13 protein-coding genes are annotated in these 15,904 nt (G+C 57.4%); 4 read left to right on the top strand and 9 right to left on the bottom strand.

Annotation, left to right across the window (positions count from 1 at the left end; genetic code table 11):
• Positions 1-140 precede the first annotated feature (140 nt).
• Complete coding sequence (locus tag EV688_RS05720; protein WP_131917562.1) at positions 141-1,202, bottom strand: HEAT repeat domain-containing protein; 1,062 nt, start codon at positions 1,200-1,202, stop codon at positions 141-143.
• A 27-nt stretch (positions 1,203-1,229) separates the two neighbouring features.
• Positions 1,230-2,819, bottom strand: a complete 1,590-nt coding sequence (locus EV688_RS05715) for a hypothetical protein (protein WP_131917560.1) — start codon at positions 2,817-2,819, stop codon at positions 1,230-1,232.
• A 441-nt stretch (positions 2,820-3,260) separates the two neighbouring features.
• Here EV688_RS05715 and EV688_RS05710 point away from each other — a divergent pair, with 441 nt between their 5' ends.
• From EV688_RS05710 to EV688_RS05695, 4 genes are all read left to right on the top strand, one after another.
• The gene (locus tag EV688_RS05710) at positions 3,261-4,085 is read left to right on the top strand and encodes a ZIP family metal transporter (RefSeq protein ID WP_240624211.1); all 825 of its coding nucleotides are present in this window, start codon (positions 3,261-3,263) and stop codon (positions 4,083-4,085) included.
• 163 nt (positions 4,086-4,248) lie between these two features.
• Positions 4,249-5,718, top strand: a complete 1,470-nt coding sequence (betB, locus tag EV688_RS05705) for a betaine-aldehyde dehydrogenase (protein ID WP_117314809.1) — start codon at positions 4,249-4,251, stop codon at positions 5,716-5,718.
• 63 nt (positions 5,719-5,781) lie between these two features.
• Positions 5,782-7,467: a choline dehydrogenase gene (gene betA / locus EV688_RS05700; protein WP_117314808.1), complete on the top strand. Its 1,686-nt coding sequence runs from the start codon at positions 5,782-5,784 to the stop codon at positions 7,465-7,467.
• A gap of 22 nt (positions 7,468-7,489) precedes the next feature.
• Complete coding sequence (locus EV688_RS05695) at positions 7,490-8,713, top strand: BCCT family transporter (RefSeq protein WP_117315219.1); 1,224 nt, start codon at positions 7,490-7,492, stop codon at positions 8,711-8,713.
• Between the two features lie 62 nt (positions 8,714-8,775).
• On the opposite strand, the gene EV688_RS17380 is transcribed toward EV688_RS05695, so the two are convergent.
• From EV688_RS17380 to EV688_RS05665, 7 genes are all read right to left on the bottom strand, one after another.
• Entirely contained in the window at positions 8,776-8,931 is a 156-nt protein-coding gene (locus tag EV688_RS17380) for a hypothetical protein (protein ID WP_162883775.1), read from the bottom strand.
• 22 nt (positions 8,932-8,953) lie between these two features.
• Positions 8,954-9,391 carry a BLUF domain-containing protein gene (locus tag EV688_RS05690; protein ID WP_276309850.1) on the bottom strand — a complete coding sequence of 146 codons (438 nt, stop codon included), beginning with the start codon at positions 9,389-9,391 and terminating at the stop codon, positions 8,954-8,956.
• A gap of 425 nt (positions 9,392-9,816) precedes the next feature.
• Entirely contained in the window at positions 9,817-10,038 is a 222-nt protein-coding gene (locus EV688_RS05685; protein WP_117314806.1) for an RNA-binding S4 domain-containing protein, read from the bottom strand.
• A gap of 504 nt (positions 10,039-10,542) precedes the next feature.
• Positions 10,543-13,038, bottom strand: a complete 2,496-nt coding sequence (locus EV688_RS05680) for a DUF1800 family protein (protein WP_117314805.1) — start codon at positions 13,036-13,038, stop codon at positions 10,543-10,545.
• A 104-nt stretch (positions 13,039-13,142) separates the two neighbouring features.
• Positions 13,143-14,540 carry a DUF1501 domain-containing protein gene (locus EV688_RS05675; RefSeq protein WP_117314804.1) on the bottom strand — a complete coding sequence of 466 codons (1,398 nt, stop codon included), beginning with the start codon at positions 14,538-14,540 and terminating at the stop codon, positions 13,143-13,145.
• Positions 14,541-15,084: 544 nt separating this feature from the next.
• Entirely contained in the window at positions 15,085-15,378 is a 294-nt protein-coding gene (locus tag EV688_RS05670) for a type II toxin-antitoxin system RelE/ParE family toxin (protein WP_117314803.1), read from the bottom strand.
• Complete coding sequence (locus EV688_RS05665) at positions 15,359-15,601, bottom strand: CopG family ribbon-helix-helix protein (RefSeq protein WP_240624229.1); 243 nt, start codon at positions 15,599-15,601, stop codon at positions 15,359-15,361. The genes EV688_RS05670 and EV688_RS05665 overlap by 20 nt, the downstream gene beginning before the upstream one ends.
• Positions 15,602-15,904: the final 303 nt, after the last annotated feature.

The raw sequence follows: 15,904 nt of genomic DNA, 5'->3' as shown, positions 1-15,904 counted from the left end.
CGGCGACAACGGTATTACCTCAGGCATCACGTGTAGGCAAAATAGACATAAAGTCGAAAGCCGTTGTCTCGGGCCGCCAGGCTGAGCGGAATGCGTGGTCCCTTTATCCATGCGGCTTCCCGGTCTTCTGACCTAGACCGCTAACCCCGGTCAAGTGACGCCCGCAGGCGTGCGGTGACCATACGTCTTACTCTTTTGCTGGCATGACTCTCGGCAGCCTGTCGCAGCATCGCATCCGCGGCGGGACTCCCAATTCCGAGTAGGCCCGAAATCGCCGCGTAGTTCAGGCGCAAGTCGTCATCTCTCAGCAGCGTCTCCAGCAGCGGTTCGACCCCTGCATAAGTGGGATGAGCCAGCGCTCGCGCCGCGGCCCCTGAGAGCACGAGGGAATCGCTGCCGAGAGCTCGTACGAGATAGGGCTGGAAGTGCTTGTGTTCGCGTCCACGCGTTGCCCTGACGAGAGCCAGCAGGTTGTCTCCGTCCTCTGACTCAAAGAGGGGGTCCCAGGCCGTCTGCGCCACAAGCTTCTGGGCCGTGAGCGTTTTCAGAATCGACAGTCGCAGATGAATCGGACATTCCGCACTCCGTGTCAGTCCGGTTAGCGCATCAATCTGCGTTTCGCTGAAATCGACAGCAGCACCGAGATTCTGCCAGTCAATGAGAGCCGACTGCGCAAGGCTGATCGAACCAGAAGCGAGCATATAAAGCAGTGTTTCAGATACCGCCGGTTTGGTCTGCTTCCCTCCCCAGCGAGGTGTTGCGTAGGTGCCGAGCACCCTGCGATAGTCTTCGACTTCATCAACGGTTAATCGATGCTCTGTGTTTCGCACCTGACGGGAAACGAACACCTCTGGCCCCTCGGGGCTCAGTTGATGAAGAGGATCCGCAGGGTCTGTTGCCTCGAGAAAGAGCGCCGCGAGGTCGCCCGCCCGGTAGTCCGCGGGGCCATGAGCGTCCAGAAAAAAATGTACGTGCTGTCGTGGCTCGCCCTTGTACTGATGCAGCATCGTCGCGCTCAAAACCTCCCGCAGGGCCGGCGGCCCTCCATGGGAGAAATCATGGTCTTCGACGGAGTCGATACGCACGATACCCGCGACCTCGGCTCCCAGATAGAGCTGAGCAAGCGATATTCTCACCACATCGATATGGGCAGCGCTCGATGCACTGATCAGCACGGCGCCAAGAAGTGCGGCGACCTGCATAGCGAGTTTTGTAGCAATTCTGTGCATTCAGGGCTTGACTTTGTTGATGTCTCCGATGCTCTCCATAAGAGCGTCGCTGATCAGAGGATCGAGCTGGCTGCCAATGTTGTTCTGAAACACCGTGCCGCAATCCGGGTTCACGACGGGGCAGAATTCCGGTACCCCAGCCAGAATGAAAGGTGCGCATTGATTGCAACTGGGATCAAACTTCTCACTGGGAACCTGGTAGCCGATCTCATCGTTTCCGAGCCCGACAATAAGCTTGTGCTCGACGCTTTCAAGCGCCGCCCGGTATCGCCTCCCGATCTGCGGATCGAGCTCTGTCGGCACGACAATCAGACCCACATCACCGATGCGGGCCACGCCCACCTCAGTCTCAAGGCCTTCTCCCAGGGCCTGTGGGATAACGTCAAAGGGAGGTGGGAATGGAAACCCTATCGACGTATCGGGCTGACCGTCGGTGACGAGTGTTCGTCCGTTGCCGAGTACGCCGGTCGCAAAAAAGAACCGGAAGTACGGATTCTCCAGCGGCACGGCAACCGGCTTCTGCTGCGAATAGGCGATTACGGGAGCCGGATGCCCGGGCTTCCTGTCGAGCGCGGCTATCGCACGTTCAGCGAGCTGGTTGCCGTGAACGCGTGCAAAATCGAAGGACCGCTCAATCACGGGATTGATCCCATCCTCGGAAACGTCTATGCGATCCGGCCCCTGCAGTGCGCCCAGCGCACCGCTGACCCAGATCGCCGTTCCTCCGTACTCCTGCTCGAGTCGCTCGCGGACATAGTGCGGAAAATCCGACGTCAGCACGGTGTTGGCAGACCACAGCACTTCCGGATGACTGGCAAAGTTCACCACAGTGGCTATCACATTTTTTTTGCGTGCGCGTTCTGTGAACTGCAGCACAACGAGGTTGGGATCAACGATGCGGCCGTTGGTGTCCGGCGCGAGAAGGTGGTCGTCCTTCAAGACCACCTGATCGGCCACCCCAAATCCATCATCGTCGACACTGATGCCCAGGCTGAGACCTTCTGTGGTGATCGTGCCGGCTTTGACTCGGGCGGCCACAAGCGACGCGGATGCCTCGGTGATGCAGTCTGCGATGGCATCGTTGACAAAGTCGAGGTACAGCGGGTCAACCCCCGACGTTGTCGGATCGGGGCCCCAGATACCCAGCGTGTCCGGACCTTCATGCTGATGGGAGCTGTGCACCACGAGATAATCGATGCCTTCGACCATCTCCCGCACAATATCCACTTGATTATTGAAGTACCCTATCAGGTCAAGCGAGACCAGTGCGAGCGTGCCCCCGCGCCCTTTGACCACGACGCCACGCGCCCAGAGACGGTCGTTGTAATCCGTTGCTTCACGCCCTGTGCCGAAACCCGCCATGTAGATCGGGTCGCTATGATTCAGAGCCGGCGTTTCGCCAAACCTGTCCTCGTAGGCTTCGGCAAGCCCTTCGCTGACCGGTGTGATATCGCGCGCGCACGCGGCAACAGAGAGGTTGCCCGGCGGTTTTGCGTGTGTTGCGTGTGTAAAGGCTGCTGCTGACAAGAGCAGCGCGGCGAGGAATGCGCGACGCATTCCCCCATTATTGACCGTTATTGTTTTCAGCATGAAGAAAACCCCGAGTGTGGCATCATCCGTAAAGGTAGTAGAGGTATAGCCGTTGTTCAAACCTCACAGCAGTCCCGGCAGCGTGGCAGTGTCTGCCAGCGCATCCTGATCCCGCAGGCTTATATGACCACGTCCGCCCGCACGAGGTTTTGATTTCCCCGCAGCCCTCGTCAAACAAACGGTTCTGCATTAGCCTGAGGAGATGAGTACCCGCGTGACAGGAAAAGCCGGGGTGAAAAGCGCTTTACGGCGGCAGCAGGACACATGCAAAGCACCACCGGACCCGCCAAGACACGTGCCTGCCGATACTGGTATGACGCTCGTGATCGCGCAGATCCGCGACTGCTCGCAGGTTGAGCCGGGGCCTGCCCGATCGAGGTGTGCTGCTGTGAAAACCCTGTCTGCGGGAAGATCTGTCACACAGGCTGCAGGAAGCGCTGGATGGAACCCGTCTGTGGACGCCGTTACGCGATGACAGGCGTGTCCGCAGCCACTAACGTCATCTGGCTTGGCTTTCTCGGCAGCCTTGGCGCCGGGCTCGCCACCGGCATCGGTGCCGCCGGTGTGTTTTTTATCCGTCGCCTGTCGGACTGGCTGGAAGATATGATGCTGAGCTTCGCCGCCGGTATCATGCTGGCGGCGACCTTCTTTTCGCTTCTTTTGCCGGCTATTGATCACGGCGAAGCGCAGTTCGGTGGTCGCGTTATCGCGGTATCCGTGGTGACTGCAGGCCTGCTGCTGGGAGCGATTACGCTGCAGCTGGTCCACCGATGGGCTCCCCATGAGCACTTTATTACCGGCCGCGAGGGGCCGGAGGTGGCTGCCGTGGCGCGCATCTGGCTGTTCATTGTCGCCATCACCCTGCACAACTTTCCCGAGGGCATGGCCGTGGGGGTAGGCTTCGCCGACGGCGATGTCTCCAACGGCATCAGCCTCGCCACCGGTATAGGCATGCAGAACATCCCCGAGGGCCTGGCGGTCGCAGTGTCACTGCTGGCGGTCGGCTACACGCGCATGCAGTCGTTCCTGGTGGCCTTTCTTACCGGGCTCGCCGAGCCTTTGGGCGGCCTTTTCGGCAGCGCGGCAGTGTCGCTGGCCGCGCCTCTGATGCCCTGGACACTGGGCTTCGCGGCGGGGGCCATGCTGTTTATTATCAGTGATGAGATCATTCCGGAAACCCACCGCGGCGGTTTTCAGACGGTGGCGACCTTCTCCCTGATGGTGGGTTTCGCGGTAATGATGTTTCTCGATGCGACCCTTGGCTAACGGGCCCGGGGGGTAGCCTGGTCAGCGCCGCCGTGGAACAGACCGCTTTTGTTTGCCGACGTCGCTCTGTGAGATGATACGAGCCTTTGGGTGTGGACTGGCGGTTCTCTGCATCCTTTCTGTCTGAGCGCGTCCACACGCCATGTCAGGGTGATTGTTCTGTATGTCTACTGCGCTGCCGGTCTTGCAAAATTTTGTGCACGGACGTTTTCTTGCCAACGATACCGGTGAGCGCTTTCCGGTAGTCAATCCTGGCACCGGTGAAACCATCTACACGGTAGAGGTCGCTGATGCCCTTGTGCAGCAGGCCGCAATCGACAGCGCCCGGGCAGGTTTTGCGGCGTGGTCTGCGATGACGGCCACAGAGCGCAGCCGCATCCTGCTCCGCGCCGTGGCCCTATTGCGCGATCGTAATAGCGCGCTGGCGGCGGTGGAGGTGCGCGATACCGGAAAGCCCCTGCAGGAAGCAGAAGCGGTCGATGTGGTTACCGGCGCCGATGTGATCGAGTTCTTTGCGGGGCTGGCGCCGTCCATCGAGGGTGTTCAGCAGGACCTGGGCCCTGATTTTTATTACACGCGCCGGGAGCCGCTTGGGATCTGCGCCGGCATTGGTGCCTGGAATTATCCACTGCAGATCGCCTGCTGGAAGGCGGGTCCGGCACTGGCTTGCGGCAACGCGATGATCTTCAAGCCGTCGGAGGAAACGCCGCTGGGTGCGGTCAGGCTGGCGGAGATCTTCATCGAGGCCGGCGTCCCGGCCGGTGTCTTCAACGTGGTGCAGGGTGCCGCAGACGTCGGCCAATGGCTGACTGGCCATCCGGACATCGCCAAGGTATCCTTTACCGGCGAGGTGGCGACCGGTCGCTCAGTGATGGGGGCTGCCGCCAATACGGTCAAGGATGTCACCATGGAGCTGGGTGGCAAGTCCCCCCTGATCATTTTTGATGATGCCGATCTGGAAAATGCCGTTTCCGCGGCGATGCTGGCCAATTTCTACACCCAGGGCGAAATCTGCACCAACGGCACCCGGGTATTCGTGCATGCGTCGATCCACGCCGCCTTCATGGCACGTCTGCTTGAGCGTACACGCGATAACATCCGGGTGGGTGACCCGATGCACCCGGACACTAATTTCGGCGCATTGATTTCCGCCGGGCACCGGGCGCGGGTGCTGGATTACATCGCCGCCGGCATTGCCGAAGGCGCCACGCTGAGTTACGGGGGTCGGGCGCTGGCGCCGGCCGGCGCCGCGGGCGGGTTTTTTCTCGAGCCCACCATTTTCTCCAACTGCAGTGATGACATGACAATCGTCAGGGAGGAGATCTTCGGGCCCGTCATGTCCGTGCTGGTTTTCCACGAGGAGGATGAGGTGATCGCCCGCGCCAATAACATCGACACCGGTCTGGCCGCCGGGGTGTTCTGTCAGGATATTCGCCGTGCCCATCGGGTGATCCATCAGCTGCAGGCAGGCATCTGCTGGATCAACAGCTACGGCATCTCGCCGGCGCAGGTGCCGGTTGGCGGCTACAAGCTGTCCGGTATCGGGCGGGAAAATGGGCGGGAGACGCTGGCCCACTACACGCAGATCAAGTCGGTATACGTCGGCATGCAGGATCTGGAATCGCCCTTTTGACCAAGGCCAACAGCCCGGTGGGCAGGCCCAGACCACACGCTGCCAGAGCCTGAGTCATCCGTTATGCAGACACAGAACTACGACTACATCATTGTCGGCGCCGGTTCCGCCGGCTGCGTGCTTGCCAACCGGCTGACCGAGACTGGCGGGCACAGGGTGCTGCTGCTGGAGACGGGCGGCAGCGACCGCAGCCCCTTCATCCAGATGCCATCGGCACTGTCCATTCCGATGAACACCCGCAAGTACGCCTGGCAGTTTCAGTCGGAGCCCGAGCCGTATCTGGATAATCGCCGGATGCATTGCCCGCGCGGCAAAGTTCTGGGCGGCTCCTCCTCCATCAATGGCATGGTCTATGTGCGCGGTCACGCGCGCGATTTTGACGAATGGGACTCAGGTGGCGCGACCGGCTGGCACTATCGGAACGTTTTGCCCTACTTCAGGCGGGCCGAGTGCTGGGCTTTTGGTGGTGATGACTATCGCGGTGATGCCGGGCCGTTGGGCGTGAACAACGGCAACAACATGCAGAATCCACTTTACGAGGCCTTTATACGCGCCGGCGCGCAGGCGGGCTATTTCGAGACGGACGATTACAACGGCGCCCGACAGGAAGGCTTTGGCGGAATGCACATGACGGTGAAGCACGGACGCCGCTGGTCCACCGCCAACGCCTATCTGCGCCCCGCCCTCGGGCGCGAGTCGCTGCGCCTGGTCACGCACGCGCTGGTGCAAAACGTGCTGCTGACAGGCAATACGGCAACGGGTGTGCGCTATCAGCGCCGCGGTAAAGTGTACACGGCGCACGCAGCACGTGAGGTCATCCTCGCGGCGGGTTCCATCGGTTCACCGCACCTGCTGCAGCTTTCCGGCATCGGCTGTCCTGAAACACTGGCCGGTGCCGGCATTGAGGTAAAGCACGCGCTGCCCGGCGTAGGTGCCAACCTGCAGGATCATCTGGAGTTCTACTTCCAGTATCGCTGCCTGAAGCCGGTGTCATTGAACGGCAGGCTGGACTGGTGGAACAAGCTCGGCATCGGCCTGCGCTGGTTGCTGTTCAAGGATGGCCTGGGTGCCACCAATCATTTCGAGTCCTGCGGGTTCATCCGTTCCGGCGCGGGCGTTGAGTGGCCGGACCTGCAGTATCACTTTCTGCCGGCGGCGATGCGCTATGACGGCAGAGAGGCATTCAACGGCGACGGTTTTCAGCTGCACGTCGGGCACAACAAGCCACAGAGCCGGGGCTCCGTGCACGTGCGCTCCGCGGACCCGCGGCAGCCCCCGGCAATCCGTTTCAATTACCTGCAGCACGAGGCTGACCGTCAGGGCTTTCGCGACTGCGTGCGCTTTACCCGGGAAATTATCCAGCAGGCAGCCATGGACGAGTACCGGGGTGAAGAAATCCAGCCCGGTGCACAGATCCAGTCGGACGAGGCCATCGATGCCTTTGTGCGGCAGGCGGTAGAGAGCGCCTACCATCCTTCCTGCAGCTGCAAGATGGGTACTGACGCGCTCTCCGTGGTAGATCCTGAGACCCGCGTACACGGCCTGCAGGGTCTGCGGGTGGTGGATTCGTCGATTTTCCCGACGATACCGAACGGCAACCTCAATGCGCCGACCATCATGGTGGCAGAGCGCGCGGCTGACATGATTCTTGGCCGGGAGCTGCTGCCGGCCGCGGATGTGCCGGTGCTGATGGATGCGCAGTGGCGCGAGCGCCAGCGTCCCGGGTCGGCGCAGCGCAGGCCTGCGTGATGCCCCTCGGGCGAGACAGCGCGTGACGCTCTGGCTCTCCGGTGGACTGATATTCACCTTCAGTGCCATTGTGCTGATTCTGTGCAAATGGTGGCATGTGCGCTGCATTGGCGTGATGCCGGTTTCGACCGCAACCTTCCTGGCGATCCTGTTCACATCCGGTCTGGATGTGGGCCTGATCATGTTCCCGCTGACCGAGTTTCGCGGCTATGCAGACCTGGTGCAGAATCCCGAGTACGGGTTTGCCAACCCGCTGGCCATCGAGTTCGGCTTCTGGGCCTTCCTGATCTGGAGCTTCTATTTCCTGACCTGTTTCTACTTTGCCATGATTGAGCCCCGGGTCGGCTTTTTTGCGCTGCCCATCGTCCGTGTGATCAACAACGCCGTTATCATCGGCACCTGCGCCTTCACCGCCTATCTGTTGCTGGTGAATCTGCCCTGGTACCTGCCGCAGTTGGGTGACGGGGAGACGGTGCAGCCGGGGTTTTATGCGCTGGTATTCACGGCAATCGGTCTGGCTGTCTATTCCAGTTCACAAATCCGCTATCTGCGGCTGCTGAGCGTGGGCTCCAGCCTGCTGTTTATCGGGCTGATTGCCGGCATGTGGCTGCGCGCGTTCGCTCTGGGTGATGGCGCACCGGCGGACTTTATCGATACGGCGCGGCTGCTGGGCGATTACTTCAGGCATATTCAGCAGTTCATGCTGCCGATCAACGATTACCACGCGTTCTATCTGTTCTGGTGGTTCTCCTGGAGCATCATGATCGGTCAGTTCACCGCGCGCTTCGTCAGCGGTCTGCGCACCTGGCAGCTGCTGGTCAGCATGCTGGCTGTGCCGTCCATCGCCATCGGTGTCTGGTTCGCAGTACTGTACCGCTATCACACCGAGGGGCTTGAGATTACCGCATGGAACAGCATGGCGATGATCAGCGTCGGCGTGCTGATGGTGATCAACTCGCTCGACTCGCTGATTCGCCTGTACACGGATAACCTGAGGCTCACGGCCAGCCGGCTGGGTATGCCGCGCTATCTGGCGCTCAACGTGCTGGCGCTGGTGGGGCTGACCCTGCTGTTCAAACTCGACTTCCTGCGCATTGAGTGGGTGGGAGCGCTGGTGATTGGCCTGTATTTCGCGTGCTTTCTTTATATTGTCGTCAGGAAGTGGTCTGCGGTAAGGGCCATACAGGCAGCGCCGGATCGGGCTGCAGGCGCGCTGGCCGCGCCTGAGCCTGTCAGCCAGCGCTGACTGCGCGATCAGCCGACGCCAGCGGCATGTGTCCCCGAGGCACCGCGTGCGATAGCACCCCGTTACGCAGTATTGCGTTCCATCATGTCCCGGCGCAGTCGTTCCACCGTGTACTGGCGCTCACGCACAGTGCTGACGCCGATAAAATCCGCGGTGGCCTGCGTGCGCGTGAGCACAAGACGCAGATAGCCGTTGTGCGAGCCGCTGGTCCAGAGCACTCAGGGAGAATGCGGCGCTCCTTTACAGAATATTTGCCCATTTAACCGTCGAGTCTTTCTGTCCGGCAAACCAGAGGAAAACCTGTTCAATCTCCTCGCGACCAATCACCGGCTGTTCCTGCATATCTGCCTGAAAAATCGCCTTCAGGTAGGTCTCGCCCTCGGGATAGGCGCTCGATCTGGCCGCGGGTAAAGATCCCATCGACCACTTCTTAAACAGACGCGAATCCACCGCATGAAAAAGCACAAGTCGGACATCGTAGTGGCGGTGGTCTTTATAGATTTTTTCGAACAGGCCGGATAGTACGGCTAACCTGCCTTCCAGTATCTGAAGGAAATACTCTTCGTCAGATATCAACAAACCGGTTACTGCCCTGCGCATATTCCGATCCGAAGCTTCCTGCAAAATTTCCTTGAGCACATTATGCCCCTGCAGGGTGCGCCTTCGGCTCAAATACATTGCTCGATATAATGACATATCCAGATATCCAAATAGTCACGGTAGTCTAAAAGAATCAGCTCTGGCTAACGCTTGTACCCGCGCAACTCACGTATGTTTGCGTTGTGTTTTCATCTCACTAGCATAAGAAGACAGGCTTGGATCGGGCTCTGGCGGGCACGTCTCGAGCAGAATACCACTCGAAGAATGGCAAAAACCAGCTTGTGGATTCGCCATCGGCATGGTCGGGTTGGGACCGGTTTTGATTGGACTGGCGGAAAAGCATGTGGACGCAGACTTTCTCAAAGCGGTGTGCTGGCTCGCCTTGCAGCGACCACTGAGCGCTGGTACCAGAGCTACTCCCGGCAGCGGCTCTTGATTACCGAGCGATGTTATCGAATACTGGTCCATCCCCATCGGGTGGGAGAAGCACCTCAGGGAATGAGTCAGACAGCCGCCCGCAATTGCAATTGAAGCTCCTCGCCCCGAAAGCCAATAACATCACCGTCGACCATCTGGCGCCGCCGACGGGTCTCGGTTTCACCATTCACAGTGACCTGACCGTCACCGATGAGGAGCTTCGCTTCGCCGCCGGTAGTGGTCAGTCCTTCAAACTTCAGAATTTTGTAGAGCTCAACGGGCTCCCTGGTTATTTCGACTTTTCTCATTTACTGCCTCGGGAGATGTGTTTTGTGCCAGGCTGATCCAGAGCCCACCCGGCCCCTTCCGTTCAGGGGCCAAGCGCCATCATCGCATGCTCTCAGCGCTTTCATGACATTGAAATACAAACAATGGCAGGAGCATGTCAACGGCAACATAAAACTGACCCTCGGGACCGTCTGTCCGGCCTGGTTAAATCGTTCATGGATCATTGCTCAATTCGATGCTGACGGGTCAGTTATCCAGGTTCTCCGGGACAGCGACGGTGAACTGGGAATCACCAGAGGTGCACGAATGGTGGGGAGCTATCTATATCGGCTTGCTGGAAGGTGGTTTTGCCGCCAGATTGCAACTAGACCAGAGCAACCGATTTAACGTCTGTGTTGCCTCGACCCGTTGAATTCGCAGCCGATTGGTCAAACCGATAGAAAAGCTAATAAACCTGAGCTGGCCAAGACATCGTGCGTCGCATAGGCCTCTCAAGCGGGGCCCGGTGCCCGTCAAAGGTTATTTTATTGGACCGCGAATTCCGGCGAAACGAGTATTAAAAAAACCGCTTCTCGAACACGTCGTTGTTGCCAGATTTCTACTTGCTCGCTGTCGGCGTCGGGGCTCGGCCCTGGGCCGTAAGCGTCCATGAGCCGTCGAATTCCGTCACGTAATTGCGGGCTTAGTTGATCCGAATCCCCAAAGAGTGTTTCTGATAAGGCATTCATCAAGGCATCTGGCTCACCGGCCATGTCGATATACGGACTGAAGTCGAGGTGCAGAAGGTCGCCTGCACCGGAGTGGAACTTGTCGTCGGGTAGGAGTTCGTCGCTGGAGTTTGGCCTGGAGCGCCAGATTGACTGCACGGCGTAATATGAAAGTTGCTGGCCCAGCAAGCTTTCTAGCGCAAGCTGCATCTCCGGGGACACCAGGCCCTGTTGCGCTATCTCGCCTCCAGGCGAATAAAATGGACTGTAAAAGTTGAAAACCGAAGGCGATTGATTAGGGCTTTGCCCCAGTACGGATCTGGGGTCCCCTGCGCCGGGGCAGCAGAAGGCCTGGGTTGTAAACCTGCCATTCGCTGTCCTTCCGTTAAAGGCACGCCAGGTCTGCAAAACCTTTAACAATGGCTCTTTTAGCTTGCCTGCCTTTTCAGCGCCAGGTTGAGGTCTCGCCTCAGGATCCAGGAGAATGGCTCTTGCTACGGCAAACAGATTCCCACGCACGCCTGTTCCGTCATCCTTGAACATGTCCGCGACCCGCTGAACATAGCCAGGTGAGGGGTTGCTCGTGACTAGTCGCTGAATGAGTTGCCTCGAGATGAAAGGGGGAACGTTAGGATGATAGAAGAGATTATCAAGAGCCATGCCAAGAGCCCTGGGCCCGTCAGTGCCGGCGGGTATCACACCCCCGATGGGAGTTACTCCGCTGTACGTGAGCAACTGCTTTTCGTCCGAGTCATGGTAATTTTCATAATGCGCCATCGGCTTGACTTGATTGCTCGTGCCACCGTTTTGATCAGCGCCGTCGTAATTTTCGCCCGATACTTCCTCGAAGTTGCAGCTTCCTTCTGTCGCGTACCACCAACACGCCCAATTCCATCCGGTAAATGTACGTGCAAAGGAGGAAACCTCGGCCTGTCCATATGTCGGAATCTCAGCTCCGGTTGCGTCCTCGACCCTGGTGCCATCCTGGTTCAGTAGAGAAAGACCAATGCTGAACAACTGCATGGATTCTCGCGCATAATTTTCATCCGGGCGCAGCGTTGTGCCAGGGAGTGACTTCCTGTTGCCCATCATGGAAAGGTACAAGCCCATTGCAGGATGAAGCGTTACCGCTTCAAAAAGGTCACGATAATTTCCGAGTGCGTGGGCGATAAGCGTGTCATAGAAGTCGGCTACCATTAGCGGATATTTGCTCGGTGCACCTTGATCTGAAATTACGAAAATTTGTGAAAGCGCGAAAGCCATTCTTTGCCGCAGCTGATCTTCGGCTGTCATCGCAATTTGCATCCAGACATCCGTCCGAATGCCATGTACCTCAGCTGTGGCGGACGCAACTCCTTGCCGCCTGATTTCATCAATTACCAGCTTCAGCGAGAGGGTGGGAGGGAGTTTCGCTTGTTCTTTCAGCCATCGATCATAGGCGAGCTGTCCGGTTCCATTGCGCAAGAGGGCATCGATATCTCCCGGGCGCACGCCATATGTTGATTGAGATAGAAAGCGGAACGCGTCCAGTGCTACCGCGGGACAGCCAGTCGAGTCGACCCCAATGCCAGTGGACGTGCTCGGGCAAAGGTCATACACATCCACGACGTTATCACTATCGCCGTCATTGTAGATTGAAGATATGGCGTTAGTGAGACTGTCAGGATCCATTGTTACCGTGCTAAGAATAGAACTGAGCGCACTTGCCTGTTCATCACCCTCGTAGGTCAGTAGCCCATCGCTCACCGCCCGCACAAATGTGCCGGCAAATTCCAGCCTATTATCGATTAAACTGTCGTCGGCGCTTCCTCTGGGAACGCCGTCAATAATTCGCAACGCAATTGATGCAAGAGACCAGCCAGGCTCATTCGACTGGAGTTTACCAACGTAAAAATTCAATCCCTCGGGGTCGGCAGATCGTCCGAGTAGCTGAAGATAAATGTTATCCACCAGCTCTGAGTCACTAAGGGAGCCAAATCTATCGGTGAACTCTTTTGAGTTTCCGAAATTTTCAGCGATAAGCGTCAGGTCCCCATTCGCCTCGCGGATTTTGGATGACCAAAATGTTAAACCACCTGGATCGCCTGGACGGCCGTAGTAGGCGATATACATTTTCTGTACGTCTTCGATGAAGTCCTGCGCCAGAGATGGAGCGGGTCCGAGCGCAGATAGCATAGATAGGACAAAAAATAGAATAATTTGCGAGCCGCACTGTTTCAAAGATGCACGTGCTCTGTCTCCGTTATGGCGGTCGGAGTCGTCAATGCCGTCATGAGCTGCTGAGGCTGCCTCGAGCGCCAAGGCATTGGGCATATTGCCAGTGTGATCCTGGCCGCCCGGTCGAGAACGCCGGCTTCCCCATGTGGCTTGCGAACAAAAAAACCGAGTATTCTTGTTGATCCTGCGGCTTGCAGCGTTCACGCGAGGAACTCAAGATTTCGGACAGAAAAATTCTCAAGGTTTGGAGCAATACTAGGTAAGAGATCGTTCGGGACCCCAAACCATCGCGCGAGAGTTGCCGCGTACTGATCAGCTGAAAACCCAGGTATGAATATTCCGCTCCCAATTTCAGATTCGGAATCTAGCTCAAGTATCGGATAGGACCCGTACATTCGTCGGCCGCGAACAGATCCGCCCATCACGAACTGAAGGCCAGCCCATCCGTGATCCGAACCATCACCATTGGAGGTCAGTGTTCGCCCAAAATCCGAACTGGTAAACAGGGTGACGCTCTTGGCAACGTCCAATTCCTCCATAGCGCCCTGAAAAGACTGCATTGCGTCACCAAGCTGCTGGAGTAGCAAGGGATGATCCGTCATTAGCGCATCATGATTGTCAAAGCCGCCCATCGAAACGAAAAAAAGTTGCCGCGTCATACCGAGCTGCTCGCGCATCGCAATAAGTTTCGCTACTGAGCGCAGCTGTTGCTTTAATCCGGCGCCCGCTGGCAGGAAATCAGGTAGTGATGGGATATTTGGCGCGCTCTGAAGTGTTCGACCAAGCACCTCGGTGTATCGAAGCGTGCGCATATTCGCACCGCCGTATGCTCTTCCGTAGATTGACGACAGTTCAGAAGACGAAGTGAAAATATCCTTAAGAATTTGCCCGCGCACTGAAGACTTTGCTCCCCAGGTTATTAACGGCAGTTCTCCTTCGCCAGAATAACCGAGTACTAGTGGGACGCTTCGGTTGCCGGTGATCAGTAACGATTGGGTGCCGACTGCCAGCGCCGTTGGCAAGGAGCCTACAGGGTTTGCGGACTCGTACTGGTCGACCATTCGACCGCCCCACCCCGTTCGACCGTCAGTTCCGTCATTCAGCGATTGCCATTGATCCTGCTGATTGTTGTGGGAGAAGAGTTGTACAGGTAGCCGGTGTCCAGTCCGCTTGGCGTCGACGTACTGTTCTTTTGTGGTCGGTTCAAGAAGTGGCCCCACAGAAGGAATAATTGCCAGTCGCCCACTGTCGTACAATGGTTGGAGGGCGCGAAGATTCGGATTAAGTGCGTACGTGGCGCCATCGCTTCCCCCTGCGTCAGACGTGATGGGTAATAGCTGCGATCGCTCTAACGCCAACCCCCAGGTCTCACCCAGACCACGAGATCGTGCATATGCGCTGTATTCTGCCTGGCTGTAAGGTACGAGTGTATTCCAGGAGTCGTTGCCGCCGTAAAGAAAAACGCACACCAGTGATTTATAGTCGGCAAGTGCCGGCATTTGCGCGTAGGCGTAAGGGCTGAATGATGTTGAGCCTGCGGCCATTGAGCCAAACCCAAGGGTCGATAATCCATGCAGGAAGCCTCGTCGATTCAGCATGAGCGCGTGCCGCTGAATACCTCGCCAATCCCTTGGAGAGACCGGATTGTCGGCAACGAGGGCAGTCCGATAAGGCGTGCTGCCGACTTTAGGGAGACACTGAATTTCATTTATTTACCATTAAAGAGCGTGATCGTCATGAGTCTATTGTCAGGACGGAGCCTTGTCCAACATGAGGTGAGTCTGGAGCGGGTACAAGGTCCGTTCATCACGGGGAGATGAAAACCGTCGGGAAAGCGCAAGACCCCAGCATCGTTGATTGGCTGCAGGAACTTCTCTCAGGAGCGCGATCCGTGTGCCTCTCCGTGATCAGCGGCAAGGATGAATGGGGTGTTACCCTCGTGGATTTACACCAATTCTCGGGACACTAACTATTCATGACAAATCGTAGGCTGGCGTACTGCCCGTTTAATGATCGGCGATATCCCGCCTTCGGAATACGAAGCATCGTATTATCAACAGGAAACCGAGCTGGCCATGGCGGCCTGACTCAAACCAATGAGCATCCGGAATTGCCAGTGTGATTCACTACCGAACCCCGTTGCTAATTCGCAGGCGGCCATTGCTGTGCATCGTGAAGTACGCGGATAACCTGCAACCGGTCAGAGCCGACTTGTCTGTAGATGACGATGAAGGGCATGCTTTCAATTACGAACTCACGGGTACCGGTAACTCGACCTATTCGGCCTGCCCGCGGATGAGCTGGCAATACGATTTCTATTGTCTCGATAACTCCTAGTACGACGTCGGTCGCAACTATTGGACTATTCTCTCTGGAAATATATTCCTCTATTTTATCGAGATCTTGCGTCGCCGGCTCAGTCCATTGAAGCTGCACGTTTGGCCTCCCATTTGGCCTTTACGTCAGCATGTTCCTCTAGTTGTTCCTTATCGGCGGCTTCGATACCAAGCTCCACTTCCCGGATAAACCACTCTTCCTGTTCAACAAACTTTTTGATGGCGTGTGCCATGAGCCAGGCACGGGGCCTATCCATGGCCTCCGCCATACGACCGACCCGTTCGAGAGTTTCATCATCCAGCCGAACTGAGGTTGCTTTCATTGACACGGAGAACCTCCAAGATGTTTTAAGAACCTTGTAGAGTTTAACTATAGCGACGATGGTTAGATCTGACAATCATGGTCTGGTGTATGAGTGGTCAATACCCGGCAGAAACGATGAAACAGGTGAGGCGCAGGTATGATGGCACTGATGTGTAGAGCGACAATTAACGTTACCGGTTAGCGACAACTAAGATGGCCGGTTCGGGGTAACCGTTCATTCTGAGGCGTTCTATTCTATCCGCTAAGCCAGCGGTACCGTTCTCCTGGTCGACCACAGGAGAACACGCATGACAGCTTCCAT

The sequence above is a fragment of the Chromatocurvus halotolerans genome (genome assembly GCF_004340525.1).
Taxonomy (GTDB): domain Bacteria; phylum Pseudomonadota; class Gammaproteobacteria; order Pseudomonadales; family Halieaceae; genus Chromatocurvus; species Chromatocurvus halotolerans.
The sequence above is the reverse complement of the archived record's forward strand: the minus strand, read 5'-3'. Positions and strand labels throughout refer to the sequence as shown.

What these genes read in the sequence shown, in the direction of transcription:
- EV688_RS05720 (WP_131917562.1), bottom strand. Translation starts at nt 1,202, where the DNA reads ATGCAGGTCGCCGCACTTCTTGGCGCCGTGCTGATCAGTGCATCGAGC.
- EV688_RS05685 (WP_117314806.1), bottom strand. Translation starts at nt 10,038, where the DNA reads ATGAGAAAAGTCGAAATAACCAGGGAGCCCGTTGAGCTCTACAAAATT.
- EV688_RS05710 (WP_240624211.1), top strand. Translation starts at nt 3,261, where the DNA reads ATGGAACCCGTCTGTGGACGCCGTTACGCGATGACAGGCGTGTCCGCA.
- betA (WP_117314808.1), top strand. Translation starts at nt 5,782, where the DNA reads ATGCAGACACAGAACTACGACTACATCATTGTCGGCGCCGGTTCCGCC.
- EV688_RS05665 (WP_240624229.1), bottom strand. Translation starts at nt 15,601, where the DNA reads ATGAAAGCAACCTCAGTTCGGCTGGATGATGAAACTCTCGAACGGGTC.
- EV688_RS05680 (WP_117314805.1), bottom strand. Translation starts at nt 13,038, where the DNA reads ATGCCCAATGCCTTGGCGCTCGAGGCAGCCTCAGCAGCTCATGACGGC.
- EV688_RS05690 (WP_276309850.1), bottom strand. Translation starts at nt 9,391, where the DNA reads ATGTATTTGAGCCGAAGGCGCACCCTGCAGGGGCATAATGTGCTCAAG.
- betB (WP_117314809.1), top strand. Translation starts at nt 4,249, where the DNA reads ATGTCTACTGCGCTGCCGGTCTTGCAAAATTTTGTGCACGGACGTTTT.
- EV688_RS05675 (WP_117314804.1), bottom strand. Translation starts at nt 14,540, where the DNA reads ATGCTGAATCGACGAGGCTTCCTGCATGGATTATCGACCCTTGGGTTT.
- EV688_RS05715 (WP_131917560.1), bottom strand. Translation starts at nt 2,819, where the DNA reads ATGCTGAAAACAATAACGGTCAATAATGGGGGAATGCGTCGCGCATTC.